The sequence below is a fragment of the Bifidobacterium sp. AGR2158 genome (assembly GCF_000424225.1).
GTDB lineage: Bacteria > Actinomycetota > Actinomycetes > Actinomycetales > Bifidobacteriaceae > Bifidobacterium > Bifidobacterium anseris.
This window is the reverse complement of the sequence record NZ_KE384151.1, coordinates 85,935-112,034: the sequence shown is the minus strand read 5'-3', so window position 1 is coordinate 112,034 and position 26,100 is coordinate 85,935. Positions and strand designations below refer to the sequence as shown.

Genomic DNA, 26,100 nt, shown 5'->3' with positions numbered 1-26,100 from the left:
TCGCCTCTTCTCCATCATCTCCGTAGTGTCTGTGCCGTTCACTTGACCGCGCAGGTGGTCGCCGGCGTCGACGACATGCGCCGGTCCTGGCGCACGATGCTCACCTGGATGCAGGTCTGCGCGCCGTCCGAGGCCGGAACCTCGACCGACGTCCCCTCGATCAGCTTCGCGTTCGCCTGCCCGGAGCCCGTGCCGTCGATGACCGACCATGCGTAGCGGTCGCCGTCCTGCGGATCGGGGTTGCTCCACGTGAACTTGACGGTGTCGCCCTGATAGGCGCCGGACAGTTCAATCGGCGAGGGCACCGTCGCCGTGACGTCGTCATCATCGTCGTCGCCTTCCGACGTGCCATTCATGCCCGGGTTGACGACGGCGGCCGTCTTCGTGTCCCCCGAACGGTCGATGTTCGGCAGGATGACAGCGGCGAAGACGATGCCGAACACGACGAGCACGGCGACGACGACCGCCGTGATGATGAGCGGCTTGCGGTTCTTCGGCTGCGCGGCCGGCGCGGCCGGCAACGCCCCCTGCGCGCCCGCCGTCGCCATCGCGGCGCGCGTCGGATACGGCTCGATGCCCTGCACGTTGACCGGCATCGCATGCCCGTACAGCTGGATCTGCACCTCCTGGAGCGCGCGCGCGAATTCGACGGCTGTGAAATAGCGGTTCGCCGGATCCGGGTCGAGCGCCTTGAGCAGCACCCGCTGCAGCGATTGCGGCACGTCGGCGCGGTTGATCGGCAGCACCGGCTTGTGCATGATGCAGTCGACGAGCTCGTCGATCGTGTGCGGATTGTACGCGTATTCGAACGGCGACTTGCCGGCGAGCATCGCATACAGCGTCGCCGCGAGTGAATAGATGTCACTGCGGTCGTCGCCCGAGCCGCGCGAGGCGATGACCTCCGGCGGCGCCCACGGCGGCGAATAGCCGGTGCTGCGATGGTCGTAGATGTTCGTCGCGATGCCGAAATCGGCGATCGCCGGCACGCCCTGCGCCGTGATCAGGATGTTGCTCGTCTTGAGGTCGCGGTGCACGGTGTTGCTGCGGTGCGCGAGATAGAGCGCGCTCGCGAGCTGCACGCCATAGTCGAGCGTGCGTTCGACCGAATAGACGCCCTGCTTGGCGATGATGTCCTTGACCGATCCGGCGGGAGCGTATTCGAAGATCGTGTACGGACGGCCGTCGTCGGTGACGCCCGCGCCGTGGACGGTGAGGATGTTCGGATGCTGCAGCGACGCCATGAAGACCGCCTCGGTCTTGAAGCGCGCGCCTGCCTTCGAATCGAGATGCGTCGTGCCGACCTTGATAGCCACGTCGCGTTCGGTCGCCTCCTGCCGGTAGCGGAAGACGTAGGCCGTTGAGCCCTTGCCGATGACGCCCACGTAGCGGTATCCCCTCAGACGTGGAGGCACCGGGGTGCCCGCCGGTTTGCGTGCGGCTGTGGATGCGGTCCTTTGTGGCATGAAGCTGATTCCGTCCTTTTCGCCCTCGCCGCGCCGTCGCCGACGCGGTTCCGCCCCCGGGTCCACATCGGCGACGGCGCGCGTATGCGCGTGTCGTTCCTCTCTGCACCATCATGGCCGAAATGGTGGTCAAGCACACGGCGCTACTCACGATGCGGATGCCGCCGTTCCACGGGCGTGTCGGACGATGCAGCCGATGGCGCGCGGAGCGCCGAGGCGTTATGCTGGGAAACCGGGCCGGTTGCCGAAGCTGGCGGCCGGATGAAGGAACGATTGGCCGGATCCAAGGGGAACGCCATGCAGGAATCGAAATCGAAGCGGTCGCAACGGGCGCAGGAGCCGCAGCAGCAGAAGGAAGCCGACGAGCGCGCCGCCGCGGCCATCGACAAGGCTGTGCGCGACGCGCTCGCGAGCGCGCCCGTGCGCACGGTGCTCGACGCGCGCAGCCACGACGCGCGCAACGCGGAATCAACGGACGCACAGAAGGATCGCACGGCGCCGAGCGTGCTCGTCGTCGGGGCGCCGCGCAGCGGCAAGACGACCTTCGCGATCGACGCGGCGAAGGAGGCGATGACGGCCTTCGGTACGCAGGACGCCGTGCTCACCGTCTCGAATCGACGACTCGCCGACGACTACGCGCCCGAACTCATTCGCCATACCGGCGTGAGCACGAGCACGCGTCCGGCGACGACGCTCAACGCGCTCGCGTTCCGTCTTGTGACCGCGGCGCGCGCGCATGCCGGCGAGCCGTTGCCGCGACTGCTCAACGGCGCCGAGCAGGACGCGCTGCTGCGCCGCGTGCTCGCCGTGCATCTCGACCATGTGCGCTCGGGCGACATGTGCGGCACGTGCCGCCTGCTGCGCGACTATTTCCAGAACGAACGGTGGACCGCCTTCGTCGCCGACGGCGATGCGGCCGCGCAGGACGACGACGCTTCGGCGCCGGCGACGACCGAGTCGCTGCTTGAGGAGGGCGTCAGCGCCGCATTCGTCGCCCAGTTGCGCGACATGCTCGCGCGCATGGACGAGGTCGGCGCCGGCGCCGACAGCGAGGCGGCGATGCTCGCCGCCGTCGAGCACTGCGGCATGCGCGGCGAGCGGCTGCGCATCCAGTGGCGGCTCGCATATGCGCTGCGCGCCGAATACATCGCGACGATGCGCGCGTCCTATCCGGACGAGTACCGTCTCGACGCCAGCTATCTGCAAGTCGCCGGCACCGAGGCCGTCCGCACGCTCGACGAGGGCGACCTGCCGAGCATCGTCATCGTCGACGACGTGCAGGACCTCACGCTCGCCGGCTTCGGCTTCCTCGAAGCACTGCACGGACGCGGCGTGCGGCTCGTGCTCGTCGGCAATCCGGACGAGTCGGTGCAGTCGTTCCGCGGCTCGTACCCTGAATACCTGTTTAGGCAGATCGACGAACGCCTGCGCCCGGCGCGGATCACGCTCGCCGACGCCGGCGGCGACGACTATCTGCGCACTGTGCAGGCGCGCGTGAGCCTGTCGATTGCGACGAGCGAGGACGGTCTCGCGCCGATGCCGCAGCGGCCCGGCAAGATGCCGCCGCTGCCCGGTGCCTACCCGATTGCGCCGGTCACGCCCGACGACTCGGTGCTCGCGGCGCTCTACCGCACGCCGGTCGAGGAAAGCGACGACGTCGTGTGGCACATCAAGACCGAGCATCTGCTTCATGGCACATCGTGGAACGACATGGCCGTCATCATGCACGACAACGACGCGATCCGCGCCTACGGCGAACGTCTGCGCCGCGACGGCGTGCCGGTGCGCTTCTCGTCGGTGACGCGTCCGCTCGCCGACGAACCCTTCGTCGAAGGACTGTTCTCGCTCATCGAACTCGCGCAGCTGCGCCGCGACGGCGTCGCGAGGCGTACGACGCCGCTCAAGGCGCTCGCCGCCTTCGTGCGTTCGCGTGTGCGCGCGATCGTCGCGAGCCCGCTGCTCGACGTCGCGCCGAAACAGCGCGACGACGCCCACGACGACGCGACACATCCGATGGACATGCATATGATCGACGCCGCGATGCGCGCGCTGCAGTCGATCGCCGACGTGCAGGACCGCGCCGAACTGATCCGCAAGGTGCATGATGGCGAGGCCGCCGATCCGGCGCGCGCCGCACTCGGTACGCCCGGCACGCCCGTCGAAACCTGCGCCGAAGTCGACGGGGGTGCCAGCGCCGCGCAGACCGAGGACATATCGGCGAACGATGAGGTGCAGCCATTCGACATGATCGCCGCCGACGGCGTCTCCGACGATGTGGCCGCGGGCTCGTCGCTCGGCGAGCTGCGCAGGATGTGGACGGCGCTGCATGACGCGGCCGTCGCTGCGCACGCCGCCGGCAACGTGCATGTGCTCGGCGACGAGGACGGCGATGACGTCGGCTTCGGTGTCGACGCGCTGTATCTGCTGCTCGCCGACGACGGTGCGCCGAAGGTCGTCGAGACGGTCGCGTCGATCTGCGGCGCCGGGGCCGGAGGCCGCCGCCACGTCGGACGCAACGCGCCCGCGCGCCGTTTCGCGCGGCTGTGGGAGTACGTCGGCCGGATCGCGCGGCAGCTGCGCGCGTTGGGGACGCAGGATGCCTCGCGGCCGCGCTTCGCACTCGAGGCCGCATGGGGCGTGTGCGACGTCGCAACCCATTGGCAACGCCTCGCATTGTTCAACACGCCGGTCGGGCGCGCCGCGAACGACCGCCTCGACGTGGCGATGCGCCTGTTCGACTACGTGGACCGCAACGGCGGCACGATGTCGATTACGACCTTCATCAACCAGGTGCGCCAGCTGCAGATCGAAGCCGATTCGCTCGCGAGGACGGCGCCACTCGACCAGGCCGTCACATTGACGACGCCCGCCGGTGCCGTCGGACGGCACTGGCGCCATGTATGGCTGCCGGGCGTGCAGGAGAGCGTATGGCCGAACCTCGCGGCGCGCAACACGATGTTCGGCGGCGAGGACCTCGTCGACATCCGCCTGTACGGCGAGCTCGACATGACGCGCGCCGAACGCACCGGGCAGCGCGACATCGTGCTGCAGAAGGTGCTCGGCACCGAGCAGAAGAGCTTCCTCGTCGCGTTGACGCGCGCTGACGTGCAGGCGCATGTCAGCGCGACGCTCAACGACGACGCGGTGCCCTCCGAGTTCCTTTATGGCTATATGCCCGAGCATTTCGACCGCGCGCGAGATGCGAAGCCGGAGACGCGCGTCTACACGAGGCTGGGGGACGGTGACGGGCTGGCGCTCGACGCGGACGCGCGCGGCCTCATCGCGCTTGCCCGCGCACGGCTCGCAGCGGCGGCCGGCGGCGGCGTGGACGACGCCGAGGTGGACGACGCCATCGACGCGCTCGCGCTGCTCGCCGTCAACGGCTACGCCGACGCTGGCCCCGGCAACTGGCCGTTCCTTGGCCTGTGGGGCGAATACCGGCCGGAACGCAAGTCGGGGGAGACCGCCGCGTCCACCGATGCCGCCACGGCGAACTCCAACGCGAACGCCGCTGTGGAACACGGCGTGGAACATGGCCGCGGCCGCGACGGCAACAGTCTGCTGCGCGCGACGATTCCGAGCATCTCGAACGTGCCCTTCATCCCCTGGAGACATGGGGAAGCGGCCGCGTCGCACGGCGAGGACACGCCGGACGCCCACGGCGCCGCGCAGTCGTCCTCCCGGCCGCCGCGGCCGACGTGTCCGACCGGCGCCGACGGAGCGCCGGTCGTCACCCTGTCGCCGTCCGCCGTGGACGCATTGTGGGGATGCCCGGTGTGCGCGCGCATGGAACGTGAGTTCTTCGGGCCGACCGTGCAGCCCTTCACGCTCGACTACGGCTCAATCGTGCATGCCGTGCTCGAACATGCGACGCGGATGGGCTGGGACATGCCCGGCTACCAGGACCGGCTCGATCTGGGCGACGCGCAGCTTGAGGCGCGCTTCCGTGAATCGGATTCGCCCGACTACGCGACGTGGGACGAGGTCGCGCGCCGGCGCGCCGAACGCCTCGCCGAGCGGATGATCGCCTACTACGAGACGCTGCGCATCGACCCGCAGACGCTGCGCGACGCCGACGAACGCTATGACGCGACGCTGCGCGACGAACGCACGCGGCAGACCCTGCTCAACGCGGCCGACTATCTCGTGCGCTCGAACCTGCCAATCTACGAGCAGGGGCCGGAATCGACCGAGGAGCGCACGGTGACCTCCATCGGCCGTAACGGCAAGAAGAGGACGAAGAACGAACGATGTCCGCGCCGCTACACGCATAGCAGCCTGCCGACGGTCGGCACGCTCGTCGAGGCCGAGGCGGAGATCTCCTTTGACGCGTCCTTCACGCTCGCCGACGTCACGGCGGCGTTCAACGATGCGACGAAGCTGCAGCTCGACGCCGACCAGCTCGCCGCGGTCATGGGCGCGCTCATCGGCGGCTGGCCGTGCGAGTGGGACCATCGGATGCGCATCCGCCTGACGGGCCGCATCGACCGCCGCGAGACGCGCCGCGACGAGGGCGGCGCGTTGAGCTGGCGACTCATCGATTACAAGACCGGCCATGCGCACGGGCGCGTCGAGAACTTCAGCGACCTGCAGCTCGTGTGCTACCAGTTGGCGATGCGCTTCCCGCACACCGAGGGCGGCGACGCGGGCATGCGGTCCGTGCGGCTGCCGGTCTCGCGCGCCGCGTTGTTCGACGTCGCCGAGGTGACCTATCCGTCGGCGAAGAAATCGAAGGCGGAGATGCACTACCAGGAGCCGCTGTTCGACGGAGATGCGCTCAACACGGCCCAAGTGGGCAAACGCAACGATCCGAACAGCACCTACGCGATCGCAAAGCTCGGCGGATTGTTCCCGCAAATCAAGACCTTCGGTGACATCACACCGCCCGACGGTGTGGACGAGGAGGTCTGGGCGATGCTGGCGGCGAGCGCGCGCGCCGAATCGAAGTTGCTCGTATGGTCGCTGACGATGATCGCGCGCGTGTTCTACGCGGCCGCCGCCTCGCTGGCGTCGACGATCGACGCGCATCCGACGCCGGAGCACCTCAAGTATTGCCATGACAAACCGATCTGCCCGGCATGCGCCGAGAAGATGCAGACCGTGTACGAGACGAAGGGGATGTGACGATGGACACGCAGCATACGCCGATGGACGAGCCGCGACAGCCGCAGCGCAAGCCGAAGAAGCCGCGGAAGACCACGCCGAGCCTCCAGCAGCGCAAGATCATCGACGCGCCCAAGGACGACGATCTGCTTGTCGTCGCCGGCGCCGGCAGCGGCAAGACCTTCACGATGACGGAACGCATCATCAGGCTCATCGAGGACGGCGTGCCGCCCGAGCATATCCTCGGCCTGACCTTCACGAAGAAGGCCGCCTCCGAACTGCTCACGCGCGTTTCGGCGGCCGTGGACGTGCGTGCGCGGACGTCGATGTTCATGAAACCGGACGTGTACACCTACGACGCGTTCTTCCAGTCGATCGTGCGCCAGTACGGGCTGCTCGTCGGCTTCGACCAGCAGACGCAGCCGCTGAGCGAGGCCGGCGCGCGCCAGCTCATTGCGACGACCGTCGGCGAGCATATGGACGTCGTCAGGGACAGTGGCGTCGAGTTCACGCGCTTCACCGATATCGTCGACGCCGTCTTCGCGCTTTCATCGAACATCGCGAGTTCGATGATCGGCGGCGACTGCGACGGCGTCGACGGGGCGATCGCGCGCATTCGCGCATGGGATCGCGCGTTCCTTGAGCTCATCGACGGCATGGGCGTCGATTTCGACGCCGTCGACGACGAGGCGCCGTCCGTGCCCGACCTGAGCCCCAAGTCGCAACGGCTGAGCAAATACCAGTACGACCGCCGCGTCAAGGCGAACGGTGAGCCGTACGCGCAGGCGATGCGCACGAACGAGAAGATCGATTACTGGCGCGACCACATCCAGCAGTTCCACATCAAGCAGATGCGCGAGGCGACCGTCAGACGCGAGCTGCTGCTCACGCTTGTGCAACTGTATACGGACGCGAAGCGGCGCAACCACATGGCCGAGTTCAGTGACTTCACGGTGGCCGCCCATCAGCTCGTCACCCGTTTCCCGTCGATCGGCGAACGCTACCGCGCCCGCTACACGCATGTGCTGCTCGACGAATATCAGGACACGTCCACGACGCAGGCGATGCTGCTCGCGAAGCTGTTCTGCGGACCCGACGGCAAATCGGCGGTAAGCGCCGTCGGTGATCCGTTCCAGTCGATCTACGCGTGGCGTGGCGCGAGCCCGGGCGCCTTCCGCCTGTTCCAGCGCTCCTTCGGGCTGCCCGACGACTACGAGCCGTACGCGTTGTCCGAGACACGGCGCAACGCCGTCGTCGTGCTCGAGGCCGCGAACAACCTGACGGCCGCGCTGCGCGACCAGGCGCACGACGGTAGCAGCGTGCGGGTGCACGAAGTGGATGTGCGCACCTTGTCCATCCCGCGCGACGGCAACACCGAGGTGCACGAGGGCACGCTCGGCGTCCTCGGCTACGCGACGCGCGGCCAGGAGATCGACGGTGTCGTGCGTTTCGCGAAGCACGCGATCGCCAAGCACGAACGCGAAGACGCCGAGCGCGTCGCGCAAGGCGAAGATCCGCAGGGCACGAAACCGCATGTCGCCGTGCTGTTCCGCGGCAAGGCGCAGATCCCGGCCTTCCAGGCCGCGCTCGAGGAGGCGGGGCTGACAACCTTCGCCGTCGGCACGTCGTCGCTGCTCGAACAGCCCGAGGTACTCGACGTGCTCGCGCTCATGCACGTCGTCGCCGACCGTTCCGATGCGGCCTCGCTGATGCGGCTGCTCGCGACGCCGCGCTTTGGCCTGGGCGCCGCCGACCTGCGCAGGCTCGCGCGCATGGCCGACGAACGCAACGTCGACTACCGCTATCGGGCGCTTATCGAAGCGGGCGTCATCGGCGTGGACAAGGTGGACGGGGACGACGCCGCTGCGCGGCGACGCACCGTGCGCGAGCATGCGCGCGAGGTGCCGAACGCCGTTTTCGCCGCCGACCTGCTGATGGACGACAACGCCGACGAGACGATCGAAGGTTCGCATATCTCCGAGGCCGGCAAACGTGCGCTGCACCACGCCGGCGCCGTGCTGCGGCGCGTGCGGCAGGTCGCCTACGGGCCAATCGAGGAGGTCATGCGCGCCGCCGTCGACGCGCTCGACCTCGACATCGATATGCTCGTCGCGGACGCGGAACGTCGCCGGCACGGCATGGGGCGCGAGACGCCGGCGAACACGGCGGCGACGCGCGCATCGATCGACGCGCTGCTGTGCACCGTGCGCACCTACGTTCAGGAGATCGCGACGATGCAGACGCCGACGCTGCGCGGCTACCTGTCGTGGATCGACGCGCAGCGTTCCGTCGACGAAGGCGCCGCGCCGATGCCGGACGCGCCGGTCGACGTCATCCTGATGACGGTGCACCAGTCGAAGGGTCTCGAATGGGACGCCGTCGCCGTCGTCGGCCTGCAGCGCAACAAGTTCCCGTCCAATCAGGGCGAGCGACTCAAGGTCGAATACGACGACCGTCCGGGCGTCGAAAAGAGCTTCGACCCGCTCGACATGCTCGGCGCGTGGACGCCGCCCGACTACAAGGCGCAGGCGCACACCTGGGTCACCGACCCGGCCGCCGTGCCGGTGCCGGTGCGTTCCGACGCGGCGATCCTGCCCGCCTTCCCCGGCGACGCGCGCAGAATCGCCGGCTCGAACGACTACGACCCGATCGCCGCGCTCGGCGCCGACGACGAGGTCGGGCTGCTCGACGACGACGTGTTCGGCAGCCTGCGCGAATACAACATCGTCAACGACGACGGCTTCCCACACAACGCCGACGCGCTGTGGGGCGACGCCGAACTGTGGACGATGCCGCAGACTGAGGAGTTCGGCCGGCGGCTGTACGCCGACGAACGCCGCCTGATGTACGTGGCGCTGACGCGCGCCCGTGACGAGGCGCTGCTCACCTACAGCGAGGACGCGTCGACGGTGCGCATGGCGGACGCCTCCGCCTCGCCGCGCACTGCCGCCGCCGCGCATGCGGTGGCCTGCGCCGCCGGATACGCCGCATGGGACGATCCCGAGGAACGTGAGGTCGTCGTGCCGAACGACTCGTCGATGTTCTGGAGGGAGGTGCACGATTCGCTGCTGCTCGACCCTTCCACGCATGTCGCCGCCGTCGAGGCGGCACGCGAAGGTGGCACGGGCGACGAGGCCGCCGCACTCGATGCGCGCTGGACGCGCTCGATGCACCGTCCCGCGCTCATCGCCCGCTACAACATGGCGCGCGCAGCCGACGAACAGGCGGCGCAGGCGAAGCGCACACTCGAACAGGCACACGAGGACGGCCTGCCCAAGGAGGAACTCGAAGCGCTCGAGGAACGGGCTCTCGAACTCGAACAGCGGGCATACGAATGCGCGTTCGCGCTCGCGGACGACGAGATTGACGACGACGCACCGACGGCGTGGACGCTCGACGAGATCGGTGAGGCGCGCCCCGCCGGCTACTTCGTCGGCGAGCATGCGCGCGACTTCGCCGACGTCGTCGTCGGCGACGCATGGAACACGCCGATCGAGGAGCGAGCGGACGCCGTATCCCGGCCGTGGCCCTTCGCGTTGAGCGACGGACTGGCCGAACGGCTGCGCGTCGGCGTCGAGGGCATCGGCAGGAAAATGGAGGACTGGGAGCGCTCGGGCAAAGCCGAACCCGCGCCGGACAACGTGCGCGCCGGCTCGCTCGTCGCGCATGCGCTCGCATTGATCAGCGACCCGAGCTTCGGCGCGCTGCCGGACATGCCATCCGACCAGCTGCTGGCGCTGCTCAAGGACAAGGCGCGTCGCGCCTTGCGCGCACAGCGTATGAACGCGACGGCATTGCAGCGCGGTGCGGATCTGGGCCGCGCCGCCGCTGCGGACGGGGAGGCCGTCGGCGGGGACATCGGCGAGCGGGAACGCCGACGCCGCGCCGAACGGGACCTCGACCTCGTCGCCGGCGTATTGCGGCCGATCCCGGCGATGAGCTCGCCGCAGGCCGCGGACGGCACGCGCCTGCACGCATGGGCCGAACGCTTCGTGCGCGCAGGGCTCAACGACGACGGCGCCGCGCGCGCACGGATGATCGCCGATGTCGAGCGTGCGCTCGCGGACGGGGAGGCGGCGGACGCCGATGCGCGTCGCTTCGCGCTCTGGCAGCACCGGCTCATCGATTCGCCGTGGGCGTCGCGGGTGCCCGAGGCCGCCGAGGAGGCGATCGTCGTCGCGATCGACGGCGTCGACAACCTCGTGCAGGGCAAGCTCGATGCCGTCTTCATCGGCGGCCTCGATCCGCACGACGACACGAAGCGTTTCACCGTCGTCGACTGGAAGACCGGCCACAGGCCGCGCAAATCCGAGGACATCGAGGAGAAGCTCAGGCAGCTCGACTTCTATCGGCTCATGCTCGCCAAGGCGCGCGGCGTGCCGCTCGAGACGGTCGACGGCGCGCTCTACTACGTCTCCGAGGAGGACGCCGACGCGCGCCAGATCGACGCCGAGCCGAAGGACGAGGCGACGATCATCCGTGAGATCCGCGCCGGCATCGCCTTCGACGACGATGGCGGCGAAGACGGCGACAAGGCCGCCGCTGCACGCGGTTAGCGTAGCACGTTGCCGCAATCGACACCGCTGGCTACACTGATGCGCTGAACGTACGGGCGACGCCGCCGGAGCGAGACTCCGGCGGCGCGCGCGCATCCGGACTCGACGGTCCAGCGCAGGGGAACGCACTGCGACGATGCGCGCAATCGACGACCCCCGGCATGCGTGGGCGGGCACACATGCGCAATGCACACTGCACACAAGCTGCACACAAGGAGCAATGCACATGGATGCGAACAGCCACGTCCACTACCGTCCGATGCGTTGGGAGGACCTCGACGCCGTCACCGACTGCTTCGATCTCGTCTGGCCGCAGCGCGAAGGCATCGCCGGTACGCCGCTCGCGACGCCCATCGCACGCTATCTGACGCTGCACTACCTCGAATTGAGCACATGGTCGAACCTCGCCGAAACGGACGACGGCGTCTTCGCCGGCATCACGCTCGCACGCGTCGCTGACGCGCCGACGCTCTTCCCGCAGGCCCACGACGAACTCGGACGCGTCCGCTCGCTCATCGTTGCCGATCCGCGCGGCGCTGCCGTCGTCGCGATGCTCGAGGACGGCTTCTTCGTGCGCGAGCGCATCCTCGAGGAGGACGCCGACGTCGACGAGACGACGCAGGCCGAACTCGAACTGTTCATGGTCAGCCCGGCCGTGCGCGGCATGGGCGTCGGCGGCGCGCTGTGGCGGCAGCTGCTCGACGCGCTGCGCGTCATGGGCGTGCGCGCGTTCTTCCTGCACACCGATTCGAGCTGCGACTACGGCTTCTACGACCACAAGGGCCTGACGCGCGTCGCCGCGCGCATCGCCGCCGACCATCCGGAGGACGCCGACCTCGCCGCCGGCATGAACACCGGCGACCAGTTCATCTACCGCGCCGACCTCGCCGACGCGGCGCTCGGCGCAGCCGTCGACCCGCATGAGGACACGGAGGTGCGCGGCGCATGAGCGGGACGACCACGACGAAGCCGCGTTCGCCGTACGCGCGCATGTTCGCGCTGCCCGGCGCGAAGGCGTTCTGCGCGTCCGCCGCGCTTGCGCGCCTGCCGATGAGCATGATGAGCCTGGGCATCGTGCTCGCGCTTAACCATCTGTATGACAACTGGACGATCGCCGGTTCGATGAGCGGCGCCTATATCCTCGCCGTCGCCGCCGTCACGCCGTTCTACGCACGCCTGTTCGACCGTTTCGGCCAGCGCAGGGTCGGCCGCGTCGCGCTCGCCGTGCAGGTCGTCGCGATGCTCGTGTTCGCGTTCAGCGCGCTCGCGCGCGTGCCGATCCCGCTGCTGTTCGTGCTTGCGCTCGTCATGGGCGCCACGCAGTTCTCCTTCGGCGCGCTCGTGCGCACCCGCTGGACGTATCTGCTCGAACGCACCGGCAACATGGATCTGCTCAACACCGCCTACGCGCTCGAATCGGCGATCGACGAGATCGTCTTCATCTTCGGGCCGATCCTCGCGGCGACGCTCGCCACGTCGGTGCATCCGGTCTCGCAGCTGTTCGTCCCGACGGCCGCGTGCGCGATCGGCGGCACGATCTTCTTCTCGCTCAAACGTTCCGAACCTCCGGTGCTGCACATCGTCGAGACGAAGCCGGTCGCCGCCGACGACCCCGAGCTGCGTCTCGCGCGCGGCGAATTCGACGACGTGCCGCAGGATTCGCTGCGCACACGCGACGCGCTCGCCGCATCGTCGCGCAAGGCGACGCGCAACGTGCTGCTGTACGCCGGCATCCTGCCGCTTATGCTCACGTTCATCTGCTTCAACATGAGCTTCACGACCTTCGACGTGTCGATCACGGCGGCGATGGAGCACGACCATCTCGACCGTTTCCTCGGTCTGCAGCTCGCGATGGTCGCCGTCGGCTCGTGCATCGGCGCGCTGCACTTCGGCTCGCGCAAGCACCGCGGCTCGCATTGGCGCCGCATGATCGTCTGCCTGACGATCCTCGCCGTCGGCTTCGCGTGCATGCGTGCGACGATGGACAACTATTTCGTCCTCGGAGCCGTCGAGCTGCTCGCCGGCCTCGTCGTCTCTCCGCTGTTCGCGACCGGCAACCTGATCGTGCGCGAGACGGTGCCCGAACAGTCGCTGACCGAAGGCCTGTCGTGGCTGACGACGGCCGGCCAAATCGGCGCGTCGCTCGGCTCGCTGCTCGGCGGCATGATCCTCGACCATCTCGACTCGCACGCCGGCGTCATGATGACGTGGGTGTACACGGCCGTCGCGATCCCCTTCGCGCTGCTCGGCTGGTGGGTCTTCATGCGCAAGAACGCCGACATCGAACGCGAAAACAGCGACGCGCTGTAGCACGGTGCCGCCATAGCGACGGCTGTCGCTACACTGGTCGTGGAACAAGCCTCAACCAAGCAACCACAAGCAGAAAGCTGGTGCCATCATGATCAAGGTTTCCGTGGTCGGTGCGCAGGGCCGCATGGGCTCGCACGTCGTCGACGCCGTCAACGCCGCCTCCGACGCCGAACTCGCGCTCGCGCTCGATGCCGGCGACGACCTGACGGCGATCACGCCGGAGAACACCGACGTCGTCGTCGAATTCACGGTGCCGTCCGTGACGCTCGGCAACGTGCTCACGCTCATCGCGCAGGGCGTCGACGTCGTCGTCGGCACGACCGGCTGGACCGACGAGAAGCTCGACGCGGTGCGTGCCGCGCTCGCGCAGGCGCCGCGCGAAGGCCAAAGCGTCTTCATCGCGCCGAACTTCGCGATCTCCGCCGTTCTCGCCGATTACTTCGCGCGTCTCGCCGCGCCGTATTTCGAATCGGCCGAGGTCATCGAGCTGCATCATCCGGACAAGGTCGACGCGCCTTCGGGCACAGCGATCCACACGGCGCAGGGTATCGGCGCCGCACGCGCCAAGGCCGGCCTCGGCGCCGTGCCGGACAACACGCAGACCGACGGCGGTTCGCGCGGCCAGGTCGTCGACGGCGTCCATGTGCACGCGGTGCGTCTGCGCGGCCTCAACGCGCATGAGGAGGTGCTCTTCGGTAACGCCGGCGAGCAGCTCGTCATCCGCGCCGACAGTTTCGACCGCGGCTCGTTCATGCCCGGCGTGCTGCTCGCTGTGCGCAAGGTCGCCTCGGGTGAATTCCCGGGACTGACCGTCGGTCTCGACCATTTCCTCGATCTGTGATTCTTGCGGCCGGCGATCCCTCAATCGCCGGCCGCAAGCGGCCGGTTGGGGCGGCGGGACGCGTCCTAACCGACCAGTACCGTTGCAGCTATGACTGACGGAACAATGCATCTTCTCGATCCCGCCCCCTTCGGGCGTGTACTTCCCGCGATGGTGACGCCGATGAAGGCCGACGGATCCATCGACTACGACGCCGCGCAGCGCGTCGCGAAGCAGCTTGTCGCCGACGGCGCCGACGGTCTCGTCGTCAACGGCACGACCGGCGAATCGCCGACGACGCACATGGATGAGAAGGTCGATCTCGTCCGCGCCGTCAAGGAGGTCGTCGACGTTCCCGTCATCTCCGGCGCGGGTTCGAACGACACGGCGCACACGGTGCGCATGGTCGAGCAGACGCAGGAGGCGGGCGCCGATGCGGTGCTCGTCGTCTGCCCGTACTATTCGCGTCCCTCGCAGCAGGGCATATTCTACCATTACCGTGCCGTCGACGAGTCGGCGGACAAGCCGATCATCGTCTACGACGTGCCGGGGCGCACCGGCGTGCGCATCGCGCTCGACACCTACTGCCACCTGTCCGAACTCGACCATGTCAAGGCCGTCAAGGACGCGACCGGCGACATCGCCGGCGCCGTGCGCAAGCGTCTCGAAACCGGACTGACCTGGTATTCGGGCGACGACGCGCTCTATCTGCCGTTCCTATCGATCGGCGCCGTCGGCATCATCTCCGTCGTCGCCCATGCGGCCGCGCATCCGATGCGCGAACTCGCCGAAGCCTTCGATCGCGGAGACATCCACCGCGCGCAGGAGCTCGCGAATCGCATCGCGCCGGCGATTGACGCGATGAACGGCACCGGCTTCCAGGCCGTCATGGCGAAGGCGGCGCTGTACGTGCGCGGCATCCTCGAAAGCACGCAGATGCGTCTGCCGAACGTCGGCCCCACGCCCAAACAGATCGAGGTCGTCCGCGCCGGCATGCGGGCGAGCGACCTGATCGACTGAACGCGGATACCTATATATACATGACAGTTCTATAAATGACAGTGCGATCGCATGTGTGTGTGATCGCACTGCCGCATATTGATTGCCGGCCGGCGGCGTCACGTATCCCGTCGCGTATTCGCCGCCGGCGTCGTTTGCGCCGTTAGCTGTAACCCGGCCGTTCACGAGCCGTGTCCGTCCATGACGGCGATACACTGTGAGCATAATGAACGACAATCGTGAGCCGATGACCATCCGCCTCGTCGCCGTACCGCATGGACCGTACGGGCATCCCCACAGGCGCCGGCCGCGATCAGATGAAGCCTCGCCGCGCGCATAGGCGGGCGGCACTGAAGAGAAACCAAAAAAGAACCATGACAGAGACAACAACGACCACGCATGTGCGCGGTTCGAAGAGGAAGGCCGCACAAACGGCACAGGACACGACCACGCAGACGCGCCGCCGCACGACGCGCCGCGCGGACGACCAGATCGAAGCAGCCGAGCTCGCCGTCGAATCGATCGGCGAAGGCGGCGCGAAGAAGACGCGCACGAGCAAGGCCGCGTCGAAGAGCACGTCCGCGAAGTCGGACGAGAAGAAGACGACGCGCAGCCGCAAGACGACGGCGAAGAGCGAGACGAAGTCGGGCGCGAAGAAGACGCGCACGCGCGCGCTCGCCACGTCGGACACGAGCGACGAGAACCGCATCGCGCCGCCGAAGTACCGCAAGGGTTCGATGCGCATCGTCCCACTCGGCGGCCTCGGCGAGATCGGCCGCAACATGAACGTCATCGAATACAACGGCCACATCCTGCTCATCGACTGCGGCGTGCTGTTCCCTGAGGAGGAGCAGCCGGGCGTCGACCTGATCCTGCCGGATTTCAACTACATCAAGGACAGCCTCGACAAGGTCGACGCGCTTGTGCTCACGCACGGCCACGAGGACCACATCGGCGGCGTGCCGTATCTGCTCAAGATGCGTCCCGACATCCCGCTCATCGGCTCGAAGCTCACGCTCGGCTTCGTCGAGGCGAAATGCAAGGAGCATCACCTCGAACCGGAGATGATCGAGGTCAAGGGCCGCGACAAGCTCAAGGTCGGCCCCTTCAATCTCGAATTCGTCTCGGTGACGCATTCGATTCCGGACGCGCTCGCCGTGTGTGTGCGCACGCCCGCCGGCTCGCTCATCGACACCGGTGACATCAAGCTCGACCAGCTGCCGCTCGACCACCGCGTCACCGACCTCGTCGAATTCGGCAAGCTCGGTGAGCAGGGCATCGACCTGCTGATGATGGATTCGACGAACGCCGAAGTGCCTGGATTCGTCAAGCCGGAGACGTCAATCGGTCCGGCGCTCGATCAGGTCTTCGCCACCGCGACGCGCAAGATCATCGTCGCAAGCTTCTCGAGCCACGTGCACCGCGTGCAGCAGGTCGTCGACGCCGCCCACAAGTACGGCCGCAAGGTCGTCTTCGTCGGCCGTTCGATGGTGCGCAACATGGCGATCGCCGCCGACCTCGGCTACCTGCACCTGCCCGAGGACACCGTCATCGACCTGAAGAAGGCGAAGGACTATCCGGACAACAAGCTCGTCTACATGTGCACGGGCTCGCAGGGCGAGCCGATGGCCGCGCTCGGCCGCATCGCCGACGGCAACCACCGCGACATCACGATCAACGAGTTCGACACCGTCATCCTCGCCAGCTCGCTCATCCCGGGCAACGAGCACGGCGTGTACAAGGTCATCAACAAGCTCGTGCAGCTCGGCGCGCGCGTCGTCAACCGCGACAACGCGGCCGTGCACGTCTCCGGTCACTGCAACGAGGGCGAGCTGCTGTACATGTACAACATCGTCAAGCCGAAGAACGCGATGCCGATCCACGGCGAGAACCGCCACATCGTCGCCAACGGCCTGATCGCCGTGAAGACCGGCATCGACCCGAACAACGTCGTGCTCGCCGAGGACGGCGACGTCGTCGACCTCTACCATGGCAAGGCCGCAATCGTCGGCTCGGTGCCGTGCGGCTACATCTACGTCGACGGCGATTCGGTCGGCGAACTGACCGACGAGGAGCTCGAGAAGCGCCGCATCCTCGGATCCGAAGGCTTCGTCTCGTGCTTCGCCGTCGTGGACACCGACGCCGCCGAGGTCGTCTCCGGGCCGAAGGTGTATCTCAACGCCGTCGCCGAGGACGAGAAGGAGTTCGAGAAGGTACGCCATCAGATCATCGAGCAGCTGCGCGACGCGATGATGACCGGCACGAAGGACGTCCACAAGCTGCAGCAGATCATGCGCCGCACGCTCGGCAGCTGGGTGGCGCGCGAACTGCACCGCAAGCCGATGATCGTCCCGGTCGTCGCGGACATCGCCGCCGACATGGATTCGATGGAGGGCTACGCGCACTGACGTCCACGGCCATGTATGGCCGGACGCCGGCGGCAGCACGCAGCACAGCAGATCAAGCAAGCATCAAGGAGCACTATGCCAGGAGCCAATCTCACACGCGTCGAAGCGCAGGAACGCAAATCGATCGTGCAGTATCCGATCCACTACGCCGTCGACCTCGACCTGACGCAGGGGGACACGACCTTCGTCTCCACGTCGACGATCGAGTTCGGCGCGAAGGCGGGGGAGAGCACCTTCCTCGACCTCATCGCCGACGAAGTGACGAAGGTCGTTGTCAACGGCGTCGACGTTGACCCGAACGAGGTCTTCGACGATGACCGTATCCAACTCAATGACCTCGCCGAACACAACACCGTCACCGTGACGGCGCTGTGCCGCTATTCGACGACCGGCGAAGGCCTGCACAGGAGCGTCGACCCGTCCGACGGCAACGTCTATCTCTACTCGCAGTTCGAAGTGCCGGACGCGCGCCGCGTCTACGCCGTCTTCGACCAGCCCGACCTCAAGGCCGTCTTCGACTTCACGGTGACCGCGCCGCAGTCGTGGATCGTCACGAGCAACATGCCCGCCGCCTCCGTCGTGGATCTCGATCGCATGACGATGGACGGCACGCTCGCCGACAAGCCAGCCGAATCGACGAAGCACTGGACCTTCGCGCCGACGCCGACGATGAGCTCGTACCTGACCGCAATCTGCGCTGGACCGTACGCCGAATGGCACACGACCTACGAGAACGAGGACGGCCGCACGATCCCGATGGCGCAGTACTGCCGTCAGGCGCTCAAGGACGACTTCGCGAAGGACGTCGATTACCTGTTCGACATCACGAAGAAAGGCTTCGCGTTCTATGCGAAGACGTGGGGCGTGCCGTACCCGTACGCGAAGTACGACCAGATCTACGTGCCCGAATACAATGCGGGCGCGATGGAGAACATCGGCATGGTCACGATCCGCGACTCGTACGTCTTCTCGTCGAAGGTCACCGACGCGCTCGCCGAACGCCGCGTCGTCACTGTGCTGCACGAGCTCGCGCACATGTGGTTCGGCGACTATGTGACGATGAAATGGTGGAACGACCTGTGGCTCAACGAATCCTTCGCCGAGTTCACGTCGACGCTCGCCACCGCCGAAGCGACCGACTGGAAGGACGCATGGGCGACCTTCTGCTCCGGCGAGAAAAGCTGGGCGCTCAACCAGGACCAGCTGAGCACGACCCACCCGATCGTCGCACCGATCAACGACCTCAACGACACCTACGTCAACTTCGACGGCATCACCTACGCGAAGGGCGCCTCCGTCTTGAAGCAGCTCGTCGCCTACGTCGGCCGCGACAAGTTCTTCGAAGGCATCAACCACTACCTGTACCGCCACGCCTATTCGAACGCGACGCTCGACGACTTGCTCGCCGAACTCGAGGAGACCTCCGGCCGCGACCTCAAGACGTGGAGCAAGAAGTGGCTCGAGGAATCGGGCATCAACACGATCGCAACCGACGTCACCTGCGCCGACGACGGCACGATCGCGACGCTCACGCTCACGCAGAGCGCACCCGAAGCGCATCCGGTGCTGCGCCCGCACCGCCTCGCCGTCGGCTTCTACGATGAGGACGCGGCCAGCGGCAAGGTTGTGCGCACCGACCGCATCGAACTCGACGTCGACGGCGAAACGACGGCCGTGCCGGCGCAAGGCAAGACGAAGCCGGCGTTCATCCTCGCGAACGACGACGACCTGACCTACACGAAGCTCAGGTTCGACGACGATTCGCTCGCGTTCGCGCTCGCGAACCTGCAGCGCTTCGACGACGCGCTCACCCGCGCCGTCGTCTGGCTCGCGCTGTGGGACATGACGCGCGACGCCGAACTTGCCGCGACCGACTTCATCGACACGACGCTCAAGCTGCTGTCGACCGAAACGGAATCGACGACCTTCCGCTACGCGCTCGCGACGCTGTCGACGACCGTCTGGCACTACACCGACCCGGCCAAGCGCGCCGACATCGCACGCCACGTCGCGCAGCAGCTGCTCGCGCTCGCCAAGGTCGCGCCGGCCGGCTCCGACATGCAGTTCCAGCTCGCCTCCGCCTACCTGAGCTACGGCGTCGAAGGCGACGACGCGTTCGCCGATACGGTGCGCGGCCTGCTCGACGGCTCGCTCGTGCTTGAAGGACTCGAACTCGACAACAACTTCCGCTGGTCGCTCGTGCGCGCGCTCGCGTCCGTCAACGCAATCAAGGATGAGGACATCGAGGCGGAGCTCAAGCGCCGCGACACGACCGAGAACCGCGAATTCGCCTACGGCGCCAAGGCCGTGCGTGCGACCGCCGACGCGAAGCGCTGGGCGTGGGATCAGGCGCTGCACAACGACGCGCTGACGAACAGCCAGCTCGAGGAGGTCGCCCGCGGCTTCGCCGGCACGCCGAGCCAGGAGCTCGTCGACCCGTATGTGGACGAATACTTCGACCAGGCCGCATGGATCTGGAAGAACAAGTCGTTCCATATGGCCGAGGCGCTGCTCGAAGGCCTCTACCCGAGCTTCGCCGATCCGGCGAAGCTCGTCGAGGCCGGCAACGCGTGGCTCGACGCGCATCAGGATGCGGACAACGCGCTCAAGCGCATCGTCCGCGGCAACGTGGAGGCCTCGGAACGCACCCGCGCCGTCGCCGAGTTCAACGCGAAGCTTAGCGAGACCGTCGAGGGATGAGGACATAGCGACTGATTGACCAAATATATACTGATTGACCTATATATATAAGGTATCGCTCGGTGAGAGGGGTGATGCGCCAGTGCGTATCACCCCTCTCACGCGTTTTCGGGCCCCGATCGGACGACTCCAGCGTGTATCTACTGGGTATCTGCGCTGGGAGGTAGCTTTTTCATCGGCATCTTGAAGTATGGGGACTTCAAATCCTTGATATGACGCGCTTGCGAGAGGGGCATACCCGGCATTCGGCGCGGAAATGCTACCGCTCAGCGCAGATACGGTGCAGATGCCCTGCCGATCCGCTTCAGCTGTCGCTATCCTCGCGTCGTCTGAGCGTATGCAGCCATGCGGTGGCGCAGATGACGACGGTGATGATCGTCATCAGCATGATGATGCGCTTCGCCAGCGCATTCGGATCATGCTGCGGTGCCAAGGTGATGCTGTCCGTTGGGCGATCGGCCTGCAGCTGCGTCGTCTGACCGTTGATGTTCGGTCCGCGCAGATTGTCGGAGAGGGCCACGTTGAGCGATGCGATCGGATCGATGACGCCCCATCCGTATTCATCGTCGCGCTCATCGGGATGGCTGCGGTTCGCGGTCGTCAGGATCCGCTGCTTCCATTGTGCCGGCGTCTCGTCGGGGTAGCGTTCGGCGATGAGCGCCGCCTGTCCGCTCACAAATGCCGTCGCATAGCTTGTGGAGGATCCGTCGTTGAATCCGCAGTCCACGCCGTTGGGGATCGTTGAAGCCACATTGGCGCCGGGCGCCACGACGTCCACCTGCGTGCCGTGGATCGCGTCCTCGGTGGAGGTGAGCTCCATCGTCACGGCCGATACGCCGACGACTTCCGGATAGGCCGCCGGATAGCGCATGCCGTCCACGGTACTTGACGACGTGAGCCGGTTGCCCGCGCTCGCCACGACGAGCGCGCCGTGTTTGTCCGCATATTTCACGGCGTCCTGCATCGCCGGAAGGTCATGGGTGTCGCTCATCGAGATGCTGATGACCTGTGCGCCATGGTCCGCGGCGTAGCGGACGCCGTCCGCGAGCGTGAACAGGTCGGCGTTACCGGTCGTCTGCCCGTTTTCCTCCCGTAGTGCCTTGAAGACACGGATCGGCATGATCTTCGCGTCCGGAGCGAGGCCGACGACGGAGGAGCCTTTGATCCGCCGCGCGCCGATGATGCCGGCCACGATCGTCCCGTGGCTGTAGACATCTTTCCTCCCTTTTGAATCGTCGTCGGGGATGTAGCTTTTCCCTTCCACGACGGCGTCGGCAAGGTGCGGATTCTCGGTGCTGACGCCCGAGTCGATGATGGCGACCGTCACGCCCTTGCCGGTGCTTTGCTGATGCAAAGCCTCCACATTGAACAATGTGTTCGTCCAAGGTGTGTCGGTGATGTAGTTTTCGATGCCCGCTTGGCATTGGCGTTGTCCCTCATCCGCCTGCGCTGTGGGCATCGCCGTCTGCGGGGCGAGACCGATGACGACCACCGTGCACAGGCATGCGCAGATCGCGGCGATGATATGCGGGAGCCTGCGTCGCGACGATGTGGCGCAGTTGCCGCTCATTGCTGTTCCGCCTGTTCGGAGGACTGATGTTCCTTCACCGTTTCCACTTCCGGTTTCTTCGAACCGGGCGCGCTCGCCGCCGCCTGTGGGGTCAGTTCGACGCCGGTCGGGAAGATGTCGACCCATCCGCGCGGGACGTTGTGCACATCCTCATTGGTGTAGCCGAGCCGCTTGAGCGTTTCCTCCTGTGCGCCGGGCAGTGGATATGCGGTACCGGTCGCGTCGATCGCGTAAATGGTGCCCGCCGAGCCGTTGCCGCCGATGCTGGCACGCATCAGCACGCCGGTGCCTCCCCGGATCGTCGTGGTGATGTTCGTCTCGTCGTCCTGCACGTCCGTGTCCGCGCGCACCTGTCGCGCGAGCTCGTCGTCGGTGTAGAAGCGTGCGGCCGTGCTGTCGTCGTCCGAGCGCAGCGGCAGCGTCGCGCACATCGCGCTGCTGTCGTCCGCCATCATGAGCGTGGTGTGCGGCCAATCCTCGGGCAGCGGCGACTGTTTCGCATTGGTGAGTTTTTGGAATTCGGACGCGCTCAGCATGATGGGTTCGAGCTGCTTGTCGCTTTTGTCTATCGCGTAGAGGGCGTAGGCGACGTCGTCGAGATGGCTGATCGATCCGTCTTCCATGACGACGTAGCGCGCTTCCGAAGGGGCGTCCTGCTGCATGACGATCGCTCCTGGACGGACGCCGTCGACGTCGGCGTCGCTCGATGCGCCGATGGTGATCGGCTGCATCGTCGTCCCCGCTTCGAAGAGATTGAGCCATTGGATCGACGCATCGATCTGCGCGGTCTGCGGGATGCCGTAGGCGCGCAGGAACCCGTCGCGTTGGTTCAGGTTTCTGGGAAGCTGGTACCGTTTCGTGTTCGAGATGAGATAGTCGCTTCCGTCGGCACGCGCGACGATGGCCTCCTTGTTCTCGGAGCGTTTCGGCGAATCGTCGCTGATCATGTTGTACAGGCGATGTTCGTAGGTGCAGCTTGTCGCCGTTCCGCTCACGAGTCCGCTGCGTGGGGGAAGAGAATCAGGAGCTCCCAGAATGCCGAGTGTGGAGTCGATCGGGATGCCTTCGAGCTGTTCGTCGTCGACGGTGATGACGGCGAAATCGGAGGAGGGGATCATCAGGCGTGCGCTGATCGCGTTGATGACCGGATGCAGTCTGCCGTCGACACTGACGTAGCGTGCGGCGGAGTTCTTCGCGACGATGAGTTTGCTGTTCTGCCAGTTGTCCGGCAGCGCCGGCTTCATGTATCCGTAGAACACGCCGACGAGGATGGCGATGATCGTCAGTCCGATGCCGACGATGACCGGCGTTTGGTTTTTCTTCGGCGTAAGTTCCACGTCCGAGGGGATGCCGCTCGTGAAGGCCGTGACGAGTCGGCGGCGTGAATAGCGTTGCGCTTCGGCGAGGTCTTTTTTGTCAGCCATGATGCTTCCCCTGTTGAATCGTCATGATGCCATGATGATGAAGTATGCGAGCGGCGGCAGCGCGAGGATGCAGATGACTTCGATGGCGTCCGTCACGCGCGTCACGAACAGTGATTGCTTCCGTGAGACGTAAGTGAAGACCAATGCGACGATGGCGCAGACGAGCAGGCCGATGGCAAGCGCGGGGCGTGTTCCTGGTTGTGTGGCGGCGAGCAACAGCACGCTGAGCAGAATGCCGATGCCGGCGGCGCCGACGGTGATCGCCATTTCCCGCAGCGTGTAGATCTGCCGCGAATCGAGCAGCATCGCGGCGAAGGCGAGCAGGCACAGCAACGGGGCGAACAGGCCGTGCAGACCCATGATGTACGGAGTGCAGATGAGCAGCGTCGCGGCGATGGCGATGCGTCCGATGAACAGATAGGTGGAACCTTGGATGTAGTGTCTGCGGATGTCGTCGTAGTCGATCGGCTTGGGCAGTGCGAAGATTTCCGATTCTGATTGCGGACTGAGGACGCTGATGCGTGCCACCGACAGGCACATCCATGGCAGCGCGTTGATGACGAGTGCGGCGGCCGTCGCGGTGATGACCCATGCCGGTTTGAGCGCATGCGGCCAGATCGCGCCCAAGGCGCTCGGAATGAGGGTGACCGCGCCGACGATGATCGGGACGAAGCTGTAAGGACGGCTGCGGGGAGCCACAAACACGATGATGATGCCGGCCATGAGGAATCCGGCGGCCGCGCCGAGCGTCGGCAGACCGTACGCCGTTGCGAGCGGATGCATCGCGGCGATGCATTGGAAACCGGTGAGCGCCGCGAAGATACTGGACAGCAATCCGATGACAATGGCCGGAATCTGCAGCTGGTGGTTGTCAAGCAACGCCGTCAGGGCAAGCATGATGATGGCGAATGCGGCACCGATGGAGGCGGAGATGATCGAGGCGGGTGTGACGGCGAGGCATATCGCGCTGATGGCGAGCATGCCGGCGCAGATGATCAACGTGGTGAACGTGGTGTGTTTGGTCGTCCATGCACGGTAGACCTGTCCAACGTTTGAGCCGACGGCCTCCACTACGTCGTCGTAGATGATGTCCGAATCGGCGAGGGCACCGGGGGTGAGCGCGAACGTATGCTGGGATGCGATGTATTGCTGGGGGATGGTGCGGGCCGGGTCAAGTGTTTCGCCGTCGCCGTTGACGAGGCGGTATCCTCCGTAGACGATTGCGGGGTCGAGGACGCCAAGACGGCTTGCGATGTCGGGAAGCAGCTCGGCGACGATGACGTCGGCTGCCACCGTCAACGTCACTGAACGCTTTTTGTAGGAGACGGTGATCGGGATGGAGGATTGCTGGCTGATTTCCGGGCCGTCCATGGCGTCGTTGCCTGTTTGCTGATTCATTGCCTGGGCTGCCGGAACGAAGGGTGGAGGTGATGGCACGTAGGCATCGGTGTCCATGTTCCCTGCCTTTCTTCTTTTGGACTGTTCCCGGAAGGCTAAGCGTCGCTCTCACTATTGAGGTTCGCAGGAGCGGGTTTGTTCCCCGACGGCACAAGCATTGCTTCCCAACGGTATGCGTCAAAGATTGTATATCATACTACGGGAAAACCGGGAATCGCAGGATGAGGGTATGGGGAAATCCTTAAGTTTTCGCGCCTTTGTGCAAGCTGAGGACAACAGTCGGATGAGGGGTGCAGAAGTCGGAAGGCGGATATCCGGTCTGTTTCGGTCACGCAGGATCAAGATGGAATGTGCGTGCAATATAGCCGATTATGTGGAAAAACTTGAGCACTACTCTAATAGTCGAATTCTTGAGATATGTGTACATGCAGGAAACATGTGTGGGATATGATTGTCCAATCTGCGGTTTGGATGTGGGACCAACGCCAATGAGGACGCGTTTCTCGTAGGGGGCTCCGCCGACAAGCAAGCGGCAGTGATAATAAATAACTAACCTTCGAACGCAATGGAGGAACAGCATGGCTGAGAAGATCGCAGCTGGTGAGGGCGCGCTTGAGAAGGGCGCCGTCGCCGTGGAAAACGCGAGGGTCGGCATTGATCAGCGCATCAAGGACATCGAGAGCAAGATGGGGGAGCTCGGATCCTTCTGGAAGGGTGATGCCGCCACCTCGTACAACGCGCTGATGATGGCGTGGCAGGAGAAGGCGAATGCCCTCAACCGCATCCTCAACGACCTGCGTGACAACATTCGCGGAACCGCGAAGGATCAGGCGGCGAACGAAGCGGACAACCAGTCCCAGACCTCGCGCCTGCAGGCGCTGCTGGGCTGAGCGCAACGGCATAGCAAACATCACAAGCAAACACAACAGTTGAGGAGAAACCAATGGTAGGTTCCATTTCCGTCCGCCCGCAGATGGTCGGTCAGCTTTCGAACGATATCGCCAATGATTCCAAGGGGATCAGCCAGGAGCTCGATACGCTCGATTCCCAGGTGCGTTCGCTCATCGATCAGTGGGACGGCGCCGCGCAGGAAGCGTATTACCGTGCGCAGATCGAGTGGAACAAGAAGATCCAGGAGATGAACCAGATTCTGGCCCAGATCTCCACCACCACCCAGCAGATCGCCGATCAGTACGTGGAGTCGGACAACCGTTCCGCGGCTCGCTTCTGACGGATACCGGTGGCGCCGCGATAGCTACGTTGCGTCGGGGCGCCACCGTCGTCGTCATTGGGGCATGCCGATGCGTCCAATGACCGCGTCGATAGGCGACGACGACAAGTAGAGAGGC

General features: G+C 66.0%; 14 protein-coding genes. 10 read left to right on the top strand and 4 right to left on the bottom strand.

The genetic code is table 11. The features are described from left to right. Positions 1 to 38 precede the first annotated feature (38 nt). Positions 39 to 1,463, bottom strand: coding sequence for a serine/threonine-protein kinase (locus tag G606_RS0108805; protein WP_081664154.1), 1,425 nt, complete (start codon positions 1,461 to 1,463; stop codon positions 39 to 41). Positions 1,464 to 1,760: 297 nt separating this feature from the next. Here G606_RS0108805 and G606_RS0108800 point away from each other — a divergent pair, with 297 nt between their 5' ends. The 8 genes from G606_RS0108800 to pepN all read left to right on the top strand — a co-directional run bounded on the left by G606_RS0108800 (position 1,761) and on the right by pepN (position 20,359). Next, positions 1,761 to 6,587, top strand: coding sequence for a PD-(D/E)XK nuclease family protein (locus G606_RS0108800; protein WP_051198800.1), 4,827 nt, complete (start codon positions 1,761 to 1,763; stop codon positions 6,585 to 6,587). Positions 6,588 to 6,589: 2 nt separating this feature from the next. Further along, complete coding sequence (locus G606_RS10510) at positions 6,590 to 11,122, top strand: ATP-dependent DNA helicase (RefSeq protein WP_051198798.1); 4,533 nt, start codon at positions 6,590 to 6,592, stop codon at positions 11,120 to 11,122. Positions 11,123 to 11,348: 226 nt separating this feature from the next. Then, positions 11,349 to 12,071, top strand: a complete 723-nt coding sequence (locus tag G606_RS10505; RefSeq protein WP_051198795.1) for a GNAT family N-acetyltransferase — start codon at positions 11,349 to 11,351, stop codon at positions 12,069 to 12,071. Next, positions 12,068 to 13,432 carry an MFS transporter gene (locus tag G606_RS10500; protein ID WP_051198793.1) on the top strand — a complete coding sequence of 455 codons (1,365 nt, stop codon included), beginning with the start codon at positions 12,068 to 12,070 and terminating at the stop codon, positions 13,430 to 13,432. The genes G606_RS10505 and G606_RS10500 overlap by 4 nt, the downstream gene beginning before the upstream one ends. Before the next feature lie 88 nt (positions 13,433 to 13,520). Next, positions 13,521 to 14,273 carry a 4-hydroxy-tetrahydrodipicolinate reductase gene (gene dapB, locus G606_RS0108780; RefSeq protein ID WP_026645632.1) on the top strand — a complete coding sequence of 251 codons (753 nt, stop codon included), beginning with the start codon at positions 13,521 to 13,523 and terminating at the stop codon, positions 14,271 to 14,273. Positions 14,274 to 14,363: 90 nt separating this feature from the next. Beyond that, a complete protein-coding gene (gene dapA, locus G606_RS0108775; protein WP_034524154.1) occupies positions 14,364 to 15,272 on the top strand; it encodes a 4-hydroxy-tetrahydrodipicolinate synthase in 909 nt (302 codons plus the stop codon). A gap of 500 nt (positions 15,273 to 15,772) precedes the next feature. Beyond that, positions 15,773 to 17,659, top strand: a complete 1,887-nt coding sequence (locus G606_RS0108770) for a ribonuclease J (RefSeq protein WP_026645630.1) — start codon at positions 15,773 to 15,775, stop codon at positions 17,657 to 17,659. Between the two features lie 75 nt (positions 17,660 to 17,734). Then, positions 17,735 to 20,359, top strand: a complete 2,625-nt coding sequence (gene pepN, locus G606_RS0108765) for an aminopeptidase N (protein ID WP_026645629.1) — start codon at positions 17,735 to 17,737, stop codon at positions 20,357 to 20,359. Positions 20,360 to 20,663: 304 nt separating this feature from the next. Here the strand turns inward: pepN and mycP are convergent, their stop codons facing one another. From mycP to G606_RS0108755, 3 genes are read right to left on the bottom strand one after another with little or no spacing between them, the layout of a single operon-like run. Further along, positions 20,664 to 21,929 (bottom strand): type VII secretion-associated serine protease mycosin, encoded by a 1,266-nt coding sequence (gene mycP / locus G606_RS10495; protein WP_051198791.1) that lies wholly within the window; start codon positions 21,927 to 21,929, stop codon positions 20,664 to 20,666. Continuing rightward, positions 21,926 to 23,353 carry a type VII secretion protein EccB gene (gene eccB / locus G606_RS11450; protein WP_051198789.1) on the bottom strand — a complete coding sequence of 476 codons (1,428 nt, stop codon included), beginning with the start codon at positions 23,351 to 23,353 and terminating at the stop codon, positions 21,926 to 21,928. The genes mycP and eccB overlap by 4 nt, the downstream gene beginning before the upstream one ends. A 21-nt stretch (positions 23,354 to 23,374) precedes the next feature. Beyond that, positions 23,375 to 24,751 carry an EsaB/YukD family protein gene (locus G606_RS0108755; protein ID WP_231371479.1) on the bottom strand — a complete coding sequence of 459 codons (1,377 nt, stop codon included), beginning with the start codon at positions 24,749 to 24,751 and terminating at the stop codon, positions 23,375 to 23,377. A gap of 578 nt (positions 24,752 to 25,329) precedes the next feature. On the opposite strand from G606_RS0108755, the gene G606_RS0108750 reads away from it, so the two are divergent. Then, the gene (locus G606_RS0108750; protein ID WP_026645627.1) at positions 25,330 to 25,641 is read left to right on the top strand and encodes a WXG100 family type VII secretion target; all 312 of its coding nucleotides are present in this window, start codon (positions 25,330 to 25,332) and stop codon (positions 25,639 to 25,641) included. Between the two features lie 53 nt (positions 25,642 to 25,694). Then, positions 25,695 to 25,982 carry a WXG100 family type VII secretion target gene (locus G606_RS0108745; RefSeq protein WP_026645626.1) on the top strand — a complete coding sequence of 96 codons (288 nt, stop codon included), beginning with the start codon at positions 25,695 to 25,697 and terminating at the stop codon, positions 25,980 to 25,982. Positions 25,983 to 26,100 lie beyond the last annotated feature (118 nt).